This is a genomic window from Fulvitalea axinellae (genome assembly GCF_036492835.1).
Classification (GTDB): domain Bacteria; phylum Bacteroidota; class Bacteroidia; order Cytophagales; family Cyclobacteriaceae; genus Fulvitalea; species Fulvitalea axinellae.
This window is the reverse complement of sequence record NZ_AP025314.1, coordinates 4,607,470-4,623,957: the sequence shown is the minus strand read 5'-3', so window position 1 is coordinate 4,623,957 and position 16,488 is coordinate 4,607,470. Positions and strand designations below refer to the sequence as shown.

Sequence of the window (16,488 nt, the reverse complement as noted above, 5' to 3'; positions counted from 1 at the left end):
GTTACTTTTTAGGAAGACGGGAAAGGGCGCGGGCCCTTCCCGTCTAATTAATCGGCATTACTGGTTAGAGCCTTCTATGTCTTTGCCCAAACGCTGCAGGTACGCTATAAGCGCTATCACTTCCAAGTCTTTGTTGACAGTGATATCGCCGGCGCTTTCGGTATTGATCCTGTCGGCTATGCCTTGGGCTTGCTTATCCATATCGGACATGGCGTTTTCGATTTCTTCGTCAGTGTACGGCACGTTGTAGCTGTTTTTCATCAGCTTCAACTTGGCTGTGGTCTCAGACCTGTCGAGCATATTTTCGTGCAACCAAGCGTACGGAGGCATGATAGATCCTGGCGAGGTGATCGTCGGGTCCAACATGTGGTTGTAGTGCCACAGGTCCGACTTGCGGTTGTCGCCGTAACCTTCACGTGCCAAATCCGGACCAGTACGTTTCGATCCCCACAGGAATGGGTGGTCGTACACAAATTCCCCGGCTTTGGAGTACTCGCCGTAGCGGGCCGTTTCCGAACGGAACGGACGAATCATCTGCGAGTGGCAGTTGTTACAGCCCTCACGTATGTAGATGTCCCTTCCTTCCAATTCAAGCGCCGTATAAGGCTTCACGCTTTCGATGGTCGGGATATTCGATTTTACCATTATCGTAGGCACGATTTCGAGAACACTACCTATAACAATGGCGATGAATGACAATACTGTGAACAGAACACCTTTACGTTCCAACACTCCGTGCCACCCTTCGTTGGCCGGGGCTTTTACCAATGGTTTCAAGGCCGGGGCCTGAGCTTCCTCGTTGGCCACGAACTGGCCTTTCTTGGCCGTCATGATCAAGTTGTAGGCCAAGATGAAGATACCGCTGAAGTAAAGCGTTCCGCCTACGGCGCGCATTACGTACATCGGGATAATCTGCGTTACGGTGTCAAGGAAGTTACCGTAAACCAAGGTGCCGAATTCCGAGAATTCTTTCCACATCAACCCTTGGGTGATGCCCGAGAAGTACATCGGGACTGCGTAGATCACGATGCCCAGCGTTCCTACCCAGAAATGGATATTGGCGAGCTTTTGCGAGTAAAGTTTCGTTTTCCACATCTTCGGAACCAGCCAATAAAGCATTCCGAAAGTCATGAAACCGTTCCAGCCCAAAGCACCGATGTGTACGTGACCCACGATCCAGTCGGTGTAGTGCGCCAAGGCGTTTACTTCTTTCAGAGAAAGCATCGGCCCTTCGAATGTAGCCATACCGTATGCGGTAACCGCCACTACGAAGAATTTCAGGATAGGATCCTCACGCACACGGTCCCAAGCTCCGCGGAGCGTCAGGAGGCCGTTAAGCATACCGCCCCAAGACGGCGCTATCAGCATTACGGAGAAAACGGTTCCCAGAGCCTGCGCCCAACCCGGTAACGAGGTGTAAAGCAGGTGGTGAGGGCCGGCCCATATATAAAGGAATATCAGAGACCAAAAGTGAATGATCGAAAGCTTGTAGGAGTAAACCGGACGGTTAGCCGCTTTTGGGAGATAATAATACATCAGTCCCAGGAACGGTGTCGTCAGGAAGAAAGCCACGGCGTTGTGTCCGTACCACCATTGTACAAGTGCGTCTTGCACACCGGCATATACCGAATAACTTTTCCAGGAAGAAAGCGCTACCGGCAATTCCAGCGAGTTAAACACGTGGAGTACGGCCACCGTAATAAAAGTGGAGATATAGAACCAGATGGCTACGTACATGTGGCGCTCACGGCGTTTGAGGATTGTCCCGATCATGTTGATCCCGAACACTACCCAAATCAGCGTGATGGCTATGTCGATAGGCCATTCCAGCTCGGCGTATTCCTTACTGGTGGTGATGCCGAGAGGAAGCGTTACCGCCGCTCCGACAATGATAAGTTGCCATCCCCAAAAGTGGATCCAGCTCAGCGCGTCGCTAAACATTCTGGCTTTGAGCAACCGCTGCATGGAGTAGTAGATTCCCGCAAACATTGCGTTGCCGATAAAAGCGAATATCACGGCGTTGGTGTGCAGGGGTCTAAGGCGTCCGAACGTGGTGTACGGTAATCCGAGGTTCAGTTCGGGAAGAAATAACTGGCAGGCGATGATAAGGCCCACCAACATGCCGACAACTCCAAAGACAACCGTGGCGACCGCGAAGTATTTCACGATCTTGTTGTCGTAGCTGAAGTGCTCAACTCTTTCGTTCTGAGAGGGGCGTTCAGGCGAGGCTCCCGCTCCTAGAGTTTCCGTTTGCATACAGATTGGTCTTGTTTGATTTATCCATTGATCAAAAGCTAAGCTAGCGACAAGCGACAGCCTAAAACATGACAATTGTCATGAATTCGCGTGACTTATAGTCGTCTAGGCTTGCCTTATTCTATAAAAGCTTCTATTAAAATAGTATATTTCCTCTAATAAAGGCTGTTTTTTATCTTATTTCTTGAATTTAATAAAGTTTTGGATCCATCCGTGAGTAAGAATTCATTTAGGAAGTTATGCGGTTAATCGCATATAGTTGGTTGAAATTGTCAATGTTTATACTTTTGACCCAGTTTTGGGGTGTTGGAAATCCGCGGGTTTCGCCGTTTTTCCATGTTGTTTTTTTTCTGTAAGTGTTGTTTTTCAATAAGAAAGACTCCTTTTCGATAGGTTGAATTCTGACTTTAGTTTCCGGTGTTCATGATTAATTTCATCTTGGGTCGGAAAGCCTGCGAGCTATTTTATATCTTGTCAACCGTAAGCGGAGATTTTGCTGGGGAAACGGATGTCGAGACTTTAAATTTTTGGAAAAATGTGCGCGAAATTAGCTGTAAGTGAAAAGGTCGAAGTTCCGGGTTTGGTCAGAAATGATCCGTGGCTCAAGCCTTTCGAAAAGGAAATTATCGGGCGGATAAATCGCTATGAAAAGCGCCTCGGGGACATAAACGCCGAATACGGAAGCTTGGAAGGGTTTACTGAGGCCTACAAAGATCTGGGCTTGCGTTTCGTCGAACAAAAAGGCGTTTGGGTGTACAGGGAATGGGCGCCTGAGGCATATGCGCTGAACCTAATCGGTGATTTTAACGACTGGAACCGGGAATCGCATCCGCTGAGGAAAACCGAAGGCGGAATTTGGGAAATAAAGCTAAAGGAAGCCGAACTCCCCGAAAATTCTAGGCTGAAAGTGCACGTGCGGGGACGTAACGGTCTTCATGACCGGATTCCGGCTTACGCCCATCGGGTGGTGCAAGACGCGCAAACGGCGGACTTTGCGATGGAAGCCTTCAGGGAAAGACCTTTTGAGTGGACTGACGGTGATTTTTCGGCCAAAAAAGCCAAAGCCGAGCCGATCATTTACGAGGCGCACATAGGAATGGCTTCCGAAGACGGCCGGGTTGCGGATTTCGAAGATTTCCGACGTGATGTTTTGCCTAGAATAGCCTCTTTAGGTTATAATACCATCCAGCTAATGGCCGTAATGGAGCATCCGTATTACGGTTCGTTCGGCTATCACGTTTCCAACTTTTTCGCCGTTTCCAGTCGTTTCGGTACGCCTGACGATTTCCGGCGTTTGGTAAACGAGGCGCATAGTCTTGGGATTGCCATTATCATCGACTTGGTGCATTCCCATTCGGTTAAGAATTTTGCCGAAGGTCTGAACCAGTTCGACGGAACCGAAGGACAATATTTCCACCCGGGCGGACGAGGTTATCACCTGGCTTGGGACTCGATGCTCTTTAATTACGGTAAACCGGAAGTGCTCCGCTTTCTGCTTTCCAATGTCCGATATTGGCTCGAAGAGTATCACTTGGACGGTTTCCGCTTCGACGGGGTGACTTCCCTACTCTATTTTCACCACGGAGACCACATAAGCTTTGACAGTTATGAAAAATACTTCGAAGACGTGGATTGGGATGCCATCACGTATCTACAATTGGCTTCGACGGTAGCGCATCAGACTAATCCTGACGCGATTATCATAGCCGAAGACATGAGCGGAATGCCGGGATTATGTAGGCCGGTGAGCGAAGGCGGTTTCGGTTTTGATTTCCGTTTGGCTATGGGTATTCCGGACTATTGGATAAAAATGCTCAAGGAAAAGCAGGACGACGATTGGCGAATGGGCGATATCTGGCATACGCTGACCAATAGACGGGCGGGCGAAGCTGTAATCGCATACGCCGAATCCCATGACCAAGCTATTGTCGGGGACAAAACGCTCGCTTTTTGGCTTATGGATAAGGAAATGTACACCCACATGAATAAAGGCTCCGAGAGCTTGGTGATAGACCGTGGTGTGGCTTTGCATAAAATGATCCGTTTGATAAGCGCGACTCTTGGTGGCGAGGGCTATCTCACTTTTATGGGAAATGAGTTTGGGCATCCCGAGTGGATCGATTTTCCGAGAGAGGGCAACAATTGGAGTCATCATTACGCCAGAAGGCAATGGTCATTGGCCCGAAACCCGTTTCTGAAATACATCTGGCTCGATGATTTTGACAAAGCTATGGTGGCTTTGCTGAAGAAATACGAGGTTTTCGAAGGCGGTGAGTGCCGTCAACTGAATGTTGACGAAAAAAATCACGTGCTTATTTATGAGCGGGCCGGACTTGTGTTCGCTTTTAATTTCCACCCGGAACGTTCGGTGCCGGATTATGAATTCTGGGTGCCGAAAAACGGAGCTTACAAGGTGGTTCTTTCTTCCGATCATTCGGATTTTGGCGGGCATAACCGTGTGGATACCAATCTGAAGTACGGCGTTTCGGTAGGTAGTAAGCTTAGTCTTTACCTCCCGAACCGGACTGTAGTCGTATTGGAAAATGAGCCTTTGGAAGTTTAAAGACAAAGAACAAAACCGCCTCGGAAATGCTTTGGGGCGGTGTTTTTCTCAATATTAAAATATGAGGAGAACGAAATTTTTTGACCATTTTGGCTCTTCCTCCCTTGCAAAAACGGAAATACTCCGTACCTTTGCAGAGCAATTTTCAAAAACGGCCTCGTAGCTCAACTGAATAGAGCACCTGATTACGGCTCAGGAGGTTCCAGGTTTGAATCCTGGCGAGGTCACAAAGCCATTTTGGCTCAATCCTTTTTGAAAAATGCACGGCCTCGTAGCTCAACTGAATAGAGCACCTGATTACGGCTCAGGAGGTTCCAGGTTTGAATCCTGGCGAGGTCACGAAAGATAAGGAAATCTTAAAAATACATTTTACTGGAAGGCCTCGTAGCTCAACTGAATAGAGCACCTGATTACGGCTCAGGAGGTTCCAGGTTTGAATCCTGGCGAGGTCACAAATCCTTCGGAATTTTCCGGAGGATTTTTTTGTTTATGGTGGTTTGTCTGGATCGGATTTCAACATAAAAATTAAGGCCGACGCAGGAAATGCGTCGGCCTTTTGTTTTTGAACCTCGTGTGCGCTTTAGGCTTCCGTTATGGCACCTTCAGAAGAGCTTTCCTTTTCGTTCGGCAAAAGCTCGAAGTACTCCCGGAACACCGATCCGCTGATAAGAGCCGAACGCGCGCCACTTCCCCAATCGGGGCTGACTTCGTAGAGGCCGTTATAAGTTCTGCCCACGTACACTTTCTGGGCTTCAAATCCTTGCAGTTCGGATTGGTTGTTCGGTTGCTTTCTGCAACGATATTCAATCCTGAATTTATCCATAGGGTTATTGGTTGATCGTAAAGAAAAACGTTGCGAATTTGATAAAAGTTGTGCGAGCATTCCACAAAAACTGAGGAATATTTCGATGTGCTATCTGGCCTTGCTGTAATAATTTGGCTTGTAAAAGGCTGTTTTGAATATAAAATTTAAACTATGCAAGCCTTGCTGTCCTGAAATCCTTTGATAAGCTATTTGATAGGCTGACGAAATATTGTTTAAGGGAATTCGTGACTTTTTTTCTCCGGGTTTATGATGTAAGTAAAGCCGGTTTATTTGTTCGCAACGTCGAGTAGTTTTAGGTGGTTTTATAGTCGAAAGACGACAAAGCCTTTCCGTTTTCTGGAAAGGCCTTGTTTATGAGTGTTTGCGAGCTAAGCGTCGTTCGGTTCTCCGGTTATTACATATGGATAGGCCTCTTCTCCGTAGCGTCGAGGCAGGCTTCTTTAAGCGCTTCTGTGAACGTCGGGTGGGCATGCGACATACGGCTGATATCTTCGGCCGAGGCGCGGTATTCCATAGCCACAACCGCTTCGGCGATCATGTCTGCAGCGCGAGGCCCGATGATGTGTACGCCGAGGATCTCGTCGGTTTCGGCGTCGGCCAAAACTTTCACCTGTCCTTCGATATCCATGCTGGCGCGCGCGCGTCCGAGGGCTTTGAACGGGAAAGCGCCTTTTTTGTACTTGCGTCCCGCTTCTTTCAACTGCTCTTCGGTTTGGCCTACGGCGGCAACTTCCGGCCAAGTGTAGACTACGCCTGGGATGAGGTTGTAGTTGATGTGCGGCTTCTGACCGGCTACGGTTTCGGCTACAAATGTGCCTTCCTCTTCGGCTTTGTGAGCGAGCATGGCGCCTTTCACCACGTCGCCGATGGCGTAGATGTTCGGAACGGAAGTTTGGAGGTTTTCGTTTACTTCCACACGGCCACGGTCGTCGAGCTTTACGCCAACGTTTTCAAGTCCGAGGCCTTTAGTGTACGGACTACGTCCAATGGATACGAGGCAATAATCGCCACGCAATTCCACTTCGCCGCCTTTCTTGAGGTCTTCGCCTTTGACGATCACCTCGTCGCCGTCACGCTCAACGCTGGTAACTTTTGTAGAGAGGCTGAACTTGAATCCGAGCTTTTTCAATGACTTGGTCAACTCCTTGCCCATCGTGCCGTCCATAGTCGGGATGATCGAATCAAGGTACTCGACAACGGTCACTTTAGCGCCAAGACGAGCGTAAACCGATCCGAGCTCGACGCCGATTACGCCACCACCGATCACGATCATGTGCTTCGGAATCTCTTTCAATTTCAAAGCCTCCGTGCTGGTGATCACACGCTCTTTGTCCAAGTTGATGAACGGGAGGTTAGCCGGTTTTGAACCCGTAGCAATGATGGTTTTCTCAGAAGAGAAAGTAGATTCAGAACCGTCCTCGGCAGTCACCTTGATGGTTTTGGCGTCTACGAAAGAGCCAATGCCGCGGTGAACGTCGATTTTGTTCTTCTTCATCAAAAACTCGATGCCGTCGCAAGTTTGCTTTACGACTTCGTCTTTTCTGCCGATCATCGTATCCAAGTCAACCGAAAGGTTTTCGAGTCCGATGCCGTGCTTCTTGAAGGTCTTCTCAGCGTTGTGGAAATGCTCAGAAGAATCGAGAAGGGCTTTTGAAGGAATACATCCGACATTGAGGCAAGTACCGCCCAAAGTGCTGTATTTCTCAACGAGGGCCGTTTTCATGCCCAACTGCGCGCAACGAATCGCCGCGACGTATCCGCCTGGTCCTGATCCGATTATTGTTATATCGTAGCTCATGATGAGTAATGAGTAAAGGGTAAAGAGTAAAGAGTACGGAATCGGTTAGGGTGTGTCTTTACTCTGTGTTTAGTCCTTGTTAAGTGACTTTTGTAATCCGTAGAGCATTTTATGGATAGCCTTACTGTCGTTTTCAAGATCCGATAATTGCTCGTTTTGAAGATACCCGATTCGGGATGACAGAATAATCTGTGTTTCCAGTTCGAAAAGGCTTCCTTTGGCGATGCCGATAAATTGAGAAAACTCTTTGTTGGAGTTTCTCCCCGCTCCTTCCACTATAATATTGGAGGGAATTGAAACGGCTGATCGCCTCATTTGACTAGTTAATCCGAAGAGCTCTCCTTTTGGAAAGCCCTTCGTGTAAGTATATATTTTGACAGAAAGGTCCATTGACCTTTGCCATACAGTCAATTTTTTGAAATCATTCATTCAGGAAGAGTTAGCGTTCAGTACTTTTTACTCTGTACGCTTTACTCTTTACCAAAAATCAGACTCCTAATAGCATCCTTGTCGGATCCTCGAGGAGCTCTTTCACGCGCTTGAGGAAGCTGACTGACTCGCGGCCGTCGATGATGCGGTGGTCGTAAGAGAGGGCCACGTACATGATCGGGCGGATCTTCACTTCGCCGTTGATGGCTACCGGGCGCTCAACGATGTTGTGCATGCCGAGGATGGCCGATTGCGGCGCGTTGATGATCGGTGTCGAAAGCATCGAGCCGAAGATGCCACCGTTGGTGATGGTGAACGTTCCGCCGGTCATTTCGTCCATCGTGAGCTTGCCGTCGTGGGCCTTTTTGGCCAAACGTACAACTTCGCCCTCGATTTGGTTGAAGTTCATCTTTTCGGCGTTGCGGATTACGGGAACCACAAGGCCTTTCGGAGATGATACGGCGATGGATACGTCGCTGAAGTGGTTGTACACGATGTCGTTACCGTCGATTTGGGCGTTAACTGCCGGCCACTCCTGCAGGGCGATGGTGCAAGCCTTGGTGAAGAACGACATAAAGCCGAGGTTCACGTCGTACTTGTCGCGGAACATTTCCTTGTACTGCTTGCGCAGGTCCATGATCGGTTTCATGTCCACTTCGTTGAAAGTGGTGAGCATGGCCGTCTGGTTTTTCACCTCTACAAGGCGGCGAGAAACCGTCTTGCGGAGGCTGGTCATGCGCTTGCGCTCTTGCTCGCGTCCTTCCACTTGCTGTGGCACCGGTGTTGAGGCGGCGGCCGCGGCAGGCGCCGCTTTGGCCGGAGCCGGAGCGCTCGCCGGTTTTGGAGCTGCGACAGCTGTTTTTTCCGCTTTGACGGCATCCTCTTTAGTGATGCGTCCGCCAACGCCTGTTCCGTTTACAGATGCCGGGGAAATTCCTTTTTCAGCCAAAATCTTGGCCGCTGCGGGCGACGGGTGCCCTGCTACGGCTCCGCTTTCGGCAACCGCTTCGACGGGCTGGGCTGGGGCGCTGGCTTCCACCGGAGCCCCCTCGCCTTTCTCGATCCGGCACAGAAGGGCGCCGATCGGCAACGTGTCGCCTTCTTCGGCGATGGTCACGAGCTTGCCTGAGGCTTCGGCCGTGAGTTCGAACGTCGCTTTTTCCGATTCGATTTCGGCAATTACTTCGTCCATTTCCACGTGGTCGCCGTTTTGTTTGACCCAAGAAGCCAGCGTGACTTCGGCAATGGATTCGCCTACGGCCGGAACGCTCATTTCCAAGTGTCCGCCTTCGGTTGTGGTTACGCCCTCGGGCGCTTTATCTTCTGTCGTTTCTTCAGTGCTGTCTTCGGCCGCTTCGCCGTCGCTCTCAATGTAGCAGACCAACCCGCCGATTTCGACGGTTTCCTCCTCTTGGGCGACGATCTTCAAGGTTCCGGCCACTTCGGCGGTAAGCTCGAACGTCGCTTTTTCGGATTCCATTTCGCAAAGCGTTTCGTCCATTTCCACTCTATCGCCGTCCTTTTTTAGCCATTGGGCGATTACCACCTCGTTGATGGATTCTCCTACGGCGGGGACTTTCATTTCAGTTTTCATGACGATTTAATTTTAAGGCGATTTTTCCTGATGTGTTGATTATTTGGCGAAAGCCTGTTGAACGATAGCTTCTTGCTCCTTGGCGTGGATTTTGGCGAATCCGGTGGCCGGAGTGGCGCTGGTGTCGCGCGCTACGATCGTGAATGTGGTGTCGTCCATATTGCGGTTGATATACCACCAGGCGCCCATATTTTTCGGCTCTTCCTGTACCCAATAGATCTCTTTGGCGCCTTTGTATTTTTTGAAAATGGCGTCGAGCTGTTTTTTAGGAAGCGGATAAAGCTGCTCGATGCGGACAATGGCTACGTCGTTGCGACCGTCCGCTTTTTGTTTGGCGGCCAAGTCGTAGTAGATCTTGCCTGTGCAGAACAGGATTCTTTTCGTCTTCTTGGCGTCTGCGTTTACATCGTCGATTACTTCCTGGAAAGTTCCGCTAAGGAATTCCTCTTTCGGCGATACGCATTCCGGGTGGCGCAGAAGCGATTTCGGAGACATTACGACCAAAGGCTTGCGGAACGGCCACGCCAATTGGCGACGCAACGCATGGAAGAAGTTGGCCGGGGTGGTGATGTTGCCTACAATCATATTGCGCTCGGCGCAAAGCTGAAGATAGCGTTCGAGGCGGGCGCTTGAGTGTTCTGGCCCTTGGCCTTCGTAGCCGTGCGGGAGGAGCATCACCAAACCGCTCATCCGTCCCCATTTGGTTTCGGCGCTGGCCACGAACTGATCGATCATTACTTGCGCACCGTTGGCGAAGTCGCCGAACTGGGCTTCCCAGATGGCCAAAGCTTTCGGGTTTGCGATCGAATAACCGAATTCGTAACCGAGTACGCCGTATTCGGAAAGCAAAGAGTTGTAGATAGAGAACTTCGGCTGGTCTTTGTCCAGGTTGTTCAGGTTGGTGTACGGCTCGTTGTTTTCCGAATCGAAAAGTACGGCATGGCGGTGCGAGAATGTGCCCCGGCGAACGTCCTGCCCCGATATGCGGACTTTGTTTCCGTCGAGCAGGTGCGATCCGTAAGCGAGAAGCTCGGCGGTAGCCCAGTTGAGCTGCTCGCTTTCGAAATACATCTTACGGCGCTCCTTCAGCAGTTTGTCAATCTGGCGGAGCGGTTTGAAATTATCCGGAACACCGGCAAGGGCTTCGGCTATTTTCTCATAGGCTTGGGCGGTGATTCCCGTAGCCGGAGATTTGTCGAAATCTTCACGGGTTGCCGTACGTAAAGCGTTCCACTCGGCTTCCAGGTGCTGTACGCTGTAAGGGAGCGGGTGCTGTTTTACCATATCCAGACGGTCTTGGAGCAATTTCTTGAACTCCTTGTCCATCTTCATCGCCAGTTGGGCGTCGATGTCGCCGCGCTCGATCAGGATTTGGGTGTAAACCTCACGAGGGTTCGAGTGGCGGGCAATAAGCTTGTATAGAGAAGGCTGGGTGAATTTCGGTTCGTCACTTTCGTTGTGCCCGTGACGGCGGTAACACACCATATCGATGTAAATATCCTTCAGGAATTTCTGACGGTATTCGATCGCCAATTTCATGCAGTGAACCACGGCTTCCGGATCATCGCCGTTAACGTGAAGTACCGGAGCGTCGGTCACTTTGGCCACGTCCGTAGAGTAGATACTTGTACGGGCGTCTTCGTAGTCTGTGGTGAAACCGAGCTGATTGTTGATCACAAAGTGGATCGTTCCGCCTACGTTGTAGCCGTGGAGGCCACCCATCTGAGCGGTTTCATAAGCGATTCCCTGACCGGCCAAAGCGGCGTCGCCATGGATCAGGATCGGCACCAGCTGACGGCGGTCTTTTCCGTAAAGGTGGTCGATTTTCGCCCTTGTCATTCCCATTACCACAGGATTGACAGCCTCAAGGTGAGACGGGTTCGGCGAAAGGTTCAGTGTAACCGGATGGCCTTCTGGCGTAGTTATTTTACTGGTGAATCCGAGGTGATACTTCACGTCGCCGCCACCCATGGTGGAATCCGGCGGGCAAGATCCCTCAAATTCGTTGAATATCTGTTCGTAGGTTTTTCCGATGACATTGGCCAACACGTTCAGCCTGCCGCGGTGTGCCATGCCAATGATCACTTCCTTAAGGCCGAGTTCAGCCCCGCGGTTGATCAAAGCGTCAAGTGCTGGGATTGTCGTTTCGCCACCTTCCAGCGAGAAACGCTTTTGGCCGATATATTTGGTGTGCAGGAAGTTCTCGAAAACAACAGCTTCGTTGAGTTTGAAAAGAATCCGAGTCTTTTCATCGATGTCCATACGCTTGTTAAGGGCGTATTCCTCTATCTTGCGACGAACCCAATTAAGAACGTCCGGCTCGCGGATGTTCATAAACTCGTAACCGATCGGCCCTTCATAGATCATCTTAAGCGTTTCCACAATCTTGCGAAGCGACGCTCTTCCGATTCCTATTTCCTTTCCGATCTCGAATTCCTGATCCAAGTCGGCGTCGCTGAGGCCAAAGCTTTCCAAATCGAGGTAGGCCTTGTGCTCGCGGCGCTTTCTTACCGGGTTTGTATACGAGCGCAAGTGGCCGCGCGTACGGTAAGCGTGAATCAGGTTGCGGACCATGATCTCTTTGGAAGCGTGGTCGCCACCAACTGGCAAAGTCGGTGACGGAGCGGCGGCGGGAGTGTCGGCCCCGTCGGCCCCGGCTTCGTATTGCCTCGCAAAGTCGAAGCCTTCGAAAAATTTCTTCCAGTTTTCGTCCACTGAATCCGGGTTTTCCCGGTAGGCGGCGTACAGTTGGTCTATGTACTCCGCATGGGCATTCGATATATAGGAGTAATCGCTCATCGAGTTTGTATTTGGGTGACGAACCAAATATGGAACTATTTGATTTGTAATGAAAATCGTATAATCGTATAGGCAATTATATTTAATGTAAAATTGAAATATGAAAGCGGATATAAGAGGTGGGAATGTGAAAGCTGGAATTGTATATTATTGTAATACAGTGTTTTATGTTAGTTTGGGTTGGTGGGGTTTTGCAGTATGTTGATTTGAAAAAAAATCATATAAAAAAACTTTTAGATTATTTAATGGAATATGAAAAGTGATTCTAGCCGAATATTAATCTATGCTTTTCGTTTTTAACAGAATATTGTTCTTCAATAATCTGATCCTTATATTGTTTTCCTAAATCAGCTTTGCCCAAGCCCATTTGAACCAAAACCTGAAAGAAAGGTTGTGAGAAGGACGAAGTGGCAAAGTAAGCTCCGTTCAATTCTGGCAAGACGAAGATGGAAAAGGCGAAGGGATGGGTGTTTGTGGCCGGCGTGCTGATTCTGGAAGCATTGGTATTGTTTTACTCAATAAATTTCGGAGAAAACGAAAACCAGATGTATCTGTATGCCTCGCGGTATTCGGCCCGGCTATCGGTTGTGATGATGATTGTAATCTTGGCTTATACGGGACGTTTTGGATTGAAAAATATTTTTAGAACCAGAATAAGGCGAGGATTCCTGACGAATATTGTCATGGCTTTGGTTATCAACCACCTTATTCATTTTTACTTTCTGGCGACTTACCGAGAGGTAAGCGGTATTGGCCTGACTATTATTGACAACAAGGCCGGTTTTGTTTCATATGTGTTGTTGGTTTTGTCGCCGTTGGGTATGAGATGGGTGAAATCTTTGAATTGGTGGCTCTACGGCGGTTTGTTGACGATGTTGGGTTTTATGTCTTTTGTGATTATCCGCACCTATCTGGCGAGGGTCCAAGCTCTTCCCGAACCTTATGTTTTCGTGATTGGGTTGGCGTTGATGACGATAACGCTGGTGATGAATATTTACCGTCTGGTTCGTGAGGCTCCCGTTCCGTTGTCGGATAGAGATTAGAATTCAGGAGGCTTTAAATTTCCCTTTGAAGAAAAGCCCGAAGACCACTTTACGAACGGCTTCGGGCTTTTTGATTTTTGGAATTCTGATTACAAGAATGGGTAATCTCCTTTGTCCAAAGCGAAGTCGGCGATGTCTCTGCGGATTTGCTTCAGGTTGGCGGGGTCGATTTTGGTGAATCGTTTCAAGCCCATCAACAGCATTCGTCTTTCGTCGCCTTCGGCAAAGGCGCAGATAGCCTCGTGGCCCGCCCTGCGACATACGTCAATGGCGTTGTTAAGTACGATTGTGCAAATTCCCTTTTCGATTTCGCAAGCTTCGGCGCCTTTGGTAGAGATAAGTTTTTGGGTTCTGAGCACTGCGGACTCCGCACCGTAAATCTGAATCAGGATATCGGCCAAGGCCATCAGGATTTCCTGTTCGTCTTTTAGCGTCATCATCAGCTTTTGTACCGCTGAACCGGCGATCATAAGCCCAGCCTTCTTCAGGTTCTGAACAATGGCGAATTCCTTGGCCAGCGGTTCGCTTTCGTCAGGAGTTTCGAAGCTTGGGACCGAAGTGAGTTCTTTCGCTACGGCCATGGCCGGTCCCATCAGGTCAAGGTGGCCTTTCATGCCGCGCTTAAGCAACATGTCGATGGTAAGCATCCGGTTGATTTCGTTTGTGCCCTCAAAGATGCGGTTGATGCGCGAATCGCGGTAGGCGCGTTCCATCGGTGCGTCGGAGGAGTAGCCCATGCCACCGTAGATCTGAACGCCTTCGTCCACTACAAAATCCAGAACCTCGGAACCGAGAACCTTAAGAATAGCGCACTCGATGGCGAATTCTTCGGTGGCTTTGAGTTTGGCCTTGCCGGCTTCCATTCCTTCGGCGATCAGTTGCTCGTACTTATCGTCGATATTTTGGCCTGCCCGGTAAGTCGCCGATTCGGCCATAAAAGTACGGGCCACCATTTCGCCTAGCTTGTGTTTGATAGCGCCGAACTCCGAGATGGATTTTCCGAACTGCTTACGCTCTTTGGCGTATCCCAAAGCGTTTTTCAAAGCCGCTTTTCCGCCGCCGATAGTGGCCGCCGAAAGCTTGATCCGGCCGATGTTGAGGATATTCAGGGCGATTTTGAAGCCTTTTTCACGATCGTAAAGCTGGTTTTCAACAGGAACTTTCACGTCGTTGAAGAATACTTGCCTTGTGGAAGACCCTTTGATGCCCATTTTGTGTTCCTCGTCGTTCATTGTGACGCCTTCGCTATGGCGGTCTACGATAAAGGCCGAAAGGTTTTTGTCATCGTCGATTTTGGCGAAAACGATCAGCACGTCGGCAAATCCGGCGTTGGTGATCCACATTTTCTGGCCGTTGAGGATATAGTGTTTTCCGTCAGGAGAAAGTACGGCTTTGGATTTTCCGGCATTGGCATCCGAGCCTGAATCCGGTTCCGTTAGGCAATACGAGGCTTTCAACTCTCCGGAAGCGAGCTTGGGAAGGTAGCGTTCTTTCTGCTCGTCATTTCCGTAATAAAGAATCGGCAGAGTGCCGATGCCGGTATGAGCCGACAGCGCCACGGCGAAGGAGAACCCGGCCCCCACCCGCTCGCCTACGAGCATGGAAGTGTTGAAATCCATACCGAATCCGCCGTAAGCTTCGGGGACTGAAGTGCCGAGAAGTCCGAGCTCACCGGCTTTGTCCAGTAGTTCGGGCATTAAATCCGGGTATTTCTGAGAGTCAAGGTCATCGATTTTTGGATAGACTTCGTGCTCGATGAAATCCTCGCAGGTTTGGGCGATCATGCGCTGTTCCTCATTCCATTCTTCGGGAATAAAGATCTCTTCGGGCTTTGTTTCTCTTACCAGAAATTCGCCTCCTTTTATAGCTTTTTTGTTTTCGGTTGTTGATTCCATAAAGTTTCGATTCGGGGTTTATGTATGTGGAAAAGGCGGGCCCGACGCAGGTTGGCTCATGCGCCGGGCGGAGTGTCAAAGTGTTAGAATACTTCGTAAATGCCGGCTACGCCCTGACCGCCACCAACGCAGGCGGTGACCATGCCGTACTTTTGCTTCCGCAACTTCATTTCGTCGAAAAGCTGGACGGAAAGTTTGGCGCCGGTACAGCCGAGAGGATGGCCAAGAGCGATAGCGCCTCCGTTGACGTTTACCGTATCGGGATCAAGCCCGGCTTCACGGATCACCGCCAAGCTTTGGGCGGCGAACGCCTCGTTTAGTTCGGTCTGTTCGATATCGTTGAGTGAGAGTCCGGCGATCTTGAGCGCTTTCGGAATGGCAGCGACAGGACCGATGCCCATAATCCGTGGATCGACGCCGGCGGCGGCGTAGCTGACCAAGCGGGCGATAGGTTCGAGGTTGTGGCGTTTCACCATTTCTTCTGACATTACCAAGGCGAAAGCGGCGCCGTCGGAAGTTTGGGAAGAGTTGCCGGCCGTGACGGAACCGCCTATCGCGAAGGCTGGCCGGAGTTTGGCCAAAGCTTCCAGGGAAGTGTCGGCGCGCGGGCCTTCGTCGGCGTTCACGGTTTGTGATCGGGTGGCTTTTTTTCCGTCTTTCAGATAAGTCTCCTCGACGGTTACCGGAACGATCTGATTCTTGAATTTGCCTTCGGCGATAGCCTTAAGAGCCTTTTTGTGGGAATTCAGGGCGAATTCGTCTTGGTCGTCACGAGTGACTCCGTATTGCTGGGCAACCTGTTCGGCCGTTATTCCCATACTGCAATAATAGTCGGGGTGTTGGTCCGCCACTTTGTAGTTTAGCGCCGTTTTGTAACCCATCATCGGCACTAGCGACATGGATTCCGTTCCGCCGGCGATAATGCAATCGGCCATGCCGGCGTGGATGCGGGCGGCCGCGATGTTGATGGCCTCAAGTCCCGAACCGCAGTATCGGTTGATCGTCATTCCGGGAACGTCTTGCGGGAGCGATAGTAGGGAAATCATTCTTCCGATCTGCATTCCCTGTTCGGCCTCGGGAACGGCGCAACCGACGATCAGGTCGTCGATTTCTTTCCGCTCAAGCCCTTCGACAGTCCCGACCATATGTTTGATGACCTCGGCGGCCAAATCGTCCGAGCGCATGAAACGGAAGGCTCCCCGCTTCGCTTTGCCTACGGCGCTCCGGTAGGCTTTTACAATATATGCGTTCATTGTTTTTTCTTTTTCGGGTTAAAAAAGCGAGA

The 16,488-nt window shown here is 50.2% G+C and carries 10 protein-coding genes and 3 tRNA genes; 5 read left to right on the top strand and 8 right to left on the bottom strand.

Annotated features, from left to right (window positions below; translation table 11 throughout):
- Positions 1 to 57 precede the first annotated feature (57 nt).
- Entirely contained in the window at positions 58 to 2,256 is a 2,199-nt protein-coding gene (gene ccoN, locus AABK39_RS18025; RefSeq protein ID WP_338392705.1) for a cytochrome-c oxidase, cbb3-type subunit I, read from the bottom strand.
- Between the two features lie 535 nt (positions 2,257 to 2,791).
- Here ccoN and AABK39_RS18020 point away from each other — a divergent pair.
- From AABK39_RS18020 to AABK39_RS18005, 4 genes are all read left to right on the top strand, one after another.
- Positions 2,792 to 4,819, top strand: a complete 2,028-nt coding sequence (locus AABK39_RS18020) for an alpha-amylase family glycosyl hydrolase (RefSeq protein WP_338392704.1) — start codon at positions 2,792 to 2,794, stop codon at positions 4,817 to 4,819.
- Between the two features lie 153 nt (positions 4,820 to 4,972).
- Positions 4,973 to 5,046, top strand: a tRNA-Arg gene (locus tag AABK39_RS18015).
- A 38-nt stretch (positions 5,047 to 5,084) separates the two neighbouring features.
- Positions 5,085 to 5,158, top strand: a tRNA-Arg gene (locus tag AABK39_RS18010).
- Between the two features lie 39 nt (positions 5,159 to 5,197).
- A tRNA-Arg gene (locus tag AABK39_RS18005) sits at positions 5,198 to 5,271 on the top strand.
- Positions 5,272 to 5,399: 128 nt separating this feature from the next.
- On the opposite strand, the gene AABK39_RS18000 is transcribed toward AABK39_RS18005, so the two are convergent.
- The 5 genes from AABK39_RS18000 to AABK39_RS17980 form a co-directional block, all read right to left on the bottom strand.
- Positions 5,400 to 5,642, bottom strand: a complete 243-nt coding sequence (locus tag AABK39_RS18000; RefSeq protein WP_338392703.1) for a hypothetical protein — start codon at positions 5,640 to 5,642, stop codon at positions 5,400 to 5,402.
- A 397-nt stretch (positions 5,643 to 6,039) separates the two neighbouring features.
- A complete protein-coding gene (gene lpdA / locus AABK39_RS17995; protein WP_338392702.1) occupies positions 6,040 to 7,443 on the bottom strand; it encodes a dihydrolipoyl dehydrogenase in 1,404 nt (467 codons plus the stop codon).
- A 69-nt stretch (positions 7,444 to 7,512) separates the two neighbouring features.
- Positions 7,513 to 7,872, bottom strand: coding sequence for a four helix bundle protein (locus tag AABK39_RS17990; protein ID WP_338392701.1), 360 nt, complete (start codon positions 7,870 to 7,872; stop codon positions 7,513 to 7,515).
- Positions 7,873 to 7,930: 58 nt separating this feature from the next.
- Positions 7,931 to 9,466, bottom strand: coding sequence for a 2-oxoglutarate dehydrogenase complex dihydrolipoyllysine-residue succinyltransferase (odhB, locus tag AABK39_RS17985; RefSeq protein WP_338392700.1), 1,536 nt, complete (start codon positions 9,464 to 9,466; stop codon positions 7,931 to 7,933).
- A gap of 39 nt (positions 9,467 to 9,505) precedes the next feature.
- Positions 9,506 to 12,265 carry a 2-oxoglutarate dehydrogenase E1 component gene (locus AABK39_RS17980; protein ID WP_338392699.1) on the bottom strand — a complete coding sequence of 920 codons (2,760 nt, stop codon included), beginning with the start codon at positions 12,263 to 12,265 and terminating at the stop codon, positions 9,506 to 9,508.
- Positions 12,266 to 12,711: 446 nt separating this feature from the next.
- On the opposite strand from AABK39_RS17980, the gene AABK39_RS17975 reads away from it, so the two are divergent.
- Positions 12,712 to 13,308 (top strand): hypothetical protein, encoded by a 597-nt coding sequence (locus AABK39_RS17975; protein WP_338392698.1) that lies wholly within the window; start codon positions 12,712 to 12,714, stop codon positions 13,306 to 13,308.
- An 89-nt stretch (positions 13,309 to 13,397) separates the two neighbouring features.
- Here AABK39_RS17975 and AABK39_RS17970 read toward each other — a convergent pair whose 3' ends face one another.
- Together AABK39_RS17970 and AABK39_RS17965 are read right to left on the bottom strand one after the other, a co-directional pair.
- Positions 13,398 to 15,203: an acyl-CoA dehydrogenase family protein gene (locus tag AABK39_RS17970; RefSeq protein WP_338392697.1), complete on the bottom strand. Its 1,806-nt coding sequence runs from the start codon at positions 15,201 to 15,203 to the stop codon at positions 13,398 to 13,400.
- Positions 15,204 to 15,286: 83 nt separating this feature from the next.
- On the bottom strand, positions 15,287 to 16,456 hold the full coding sequence (locus AABK39_RS17965; RefSeq protein WP_338392696.1) for an acetyl-CoA C-acyltransferase: 1,170 nt from the start codon (positions 16,454 to 16,456) through the stop codon (positions 15,287 to 15,289).
- Positions 16,457 to 16,488: the final 32 nt, after the last annotated feature.

Bases quoted from the DNA above. Each gene is read 5' to 3' on its own strand.
- odhB (WP_338392700.1), bottom strand. From the start codon at position 9,466: ATGAAAACTGAAATGAAAGTCCCCGCCGTAGGAGAATCCATCAACGAG.
- AABK39_RS18000 (WP_338392703.1), bottom strand. From the start codon at position 5,642: ATGGATAAATTCAGGATTGAATATCGTTGCAGAAAGCAACCGAACAAC.
- AABK39_RS17975 (WP_338392698.1), top strand. From the start codon at position 12,712: ATGGAAAAGGCGAAGGGATGGGTGTTTGTGGCCGGCGTGCTGATTCTG.
- AABK39_RS18020 (WP_338392704.1), top strand. From the start codon at position 2,792: ATGTGCGCGAAATTAGCTGTAAGTGAAAAGGTCGAAGTTCCGGGTTTG.
- AABK39_RS17990 (WP_338392701.1), bottom strand. From the start codon at position 7,872: ATGAATGATTTCAAAAAATTGACTGTATGGCAAAGGTCAATGGACCTT.
- AABK39_RS17965 (WP_338392696.1), bottom strand. From the start codon at position 16,456: ATGAACGCATATATTGTAAAAGCCTACCGGAGCGCCGTAGGCAAAGCG.
- ccoN (WP_338392705.1), bottom strand. From the start codon at position 2,256: ATGCAAACGGAAACTCTAGGAGCGGGAGCCTCGCCTGAACGCCCCTCT.
- AABK39_RS17970 (WP_338392697.1), bottom strand. From the start codon at position 15,203: ATGGAATCAACAACCGAAAACAAAAAAGCTATAAAAGGAGGCGAATTT.
- lpdA (WP_338392702.1), bottom strand. From the start codon at position 7,443: ATGAGCTACGATATAACAATAATCGGATCAGGACCAGGCGGATACGTC.
- AABK39_RS17980 (WP_338392699.1), bottom strand. From the start codon at position 12,265: ATGAGCGATTACTCCTATATATCGAATGCCCATGCGGAGTACATAGAC.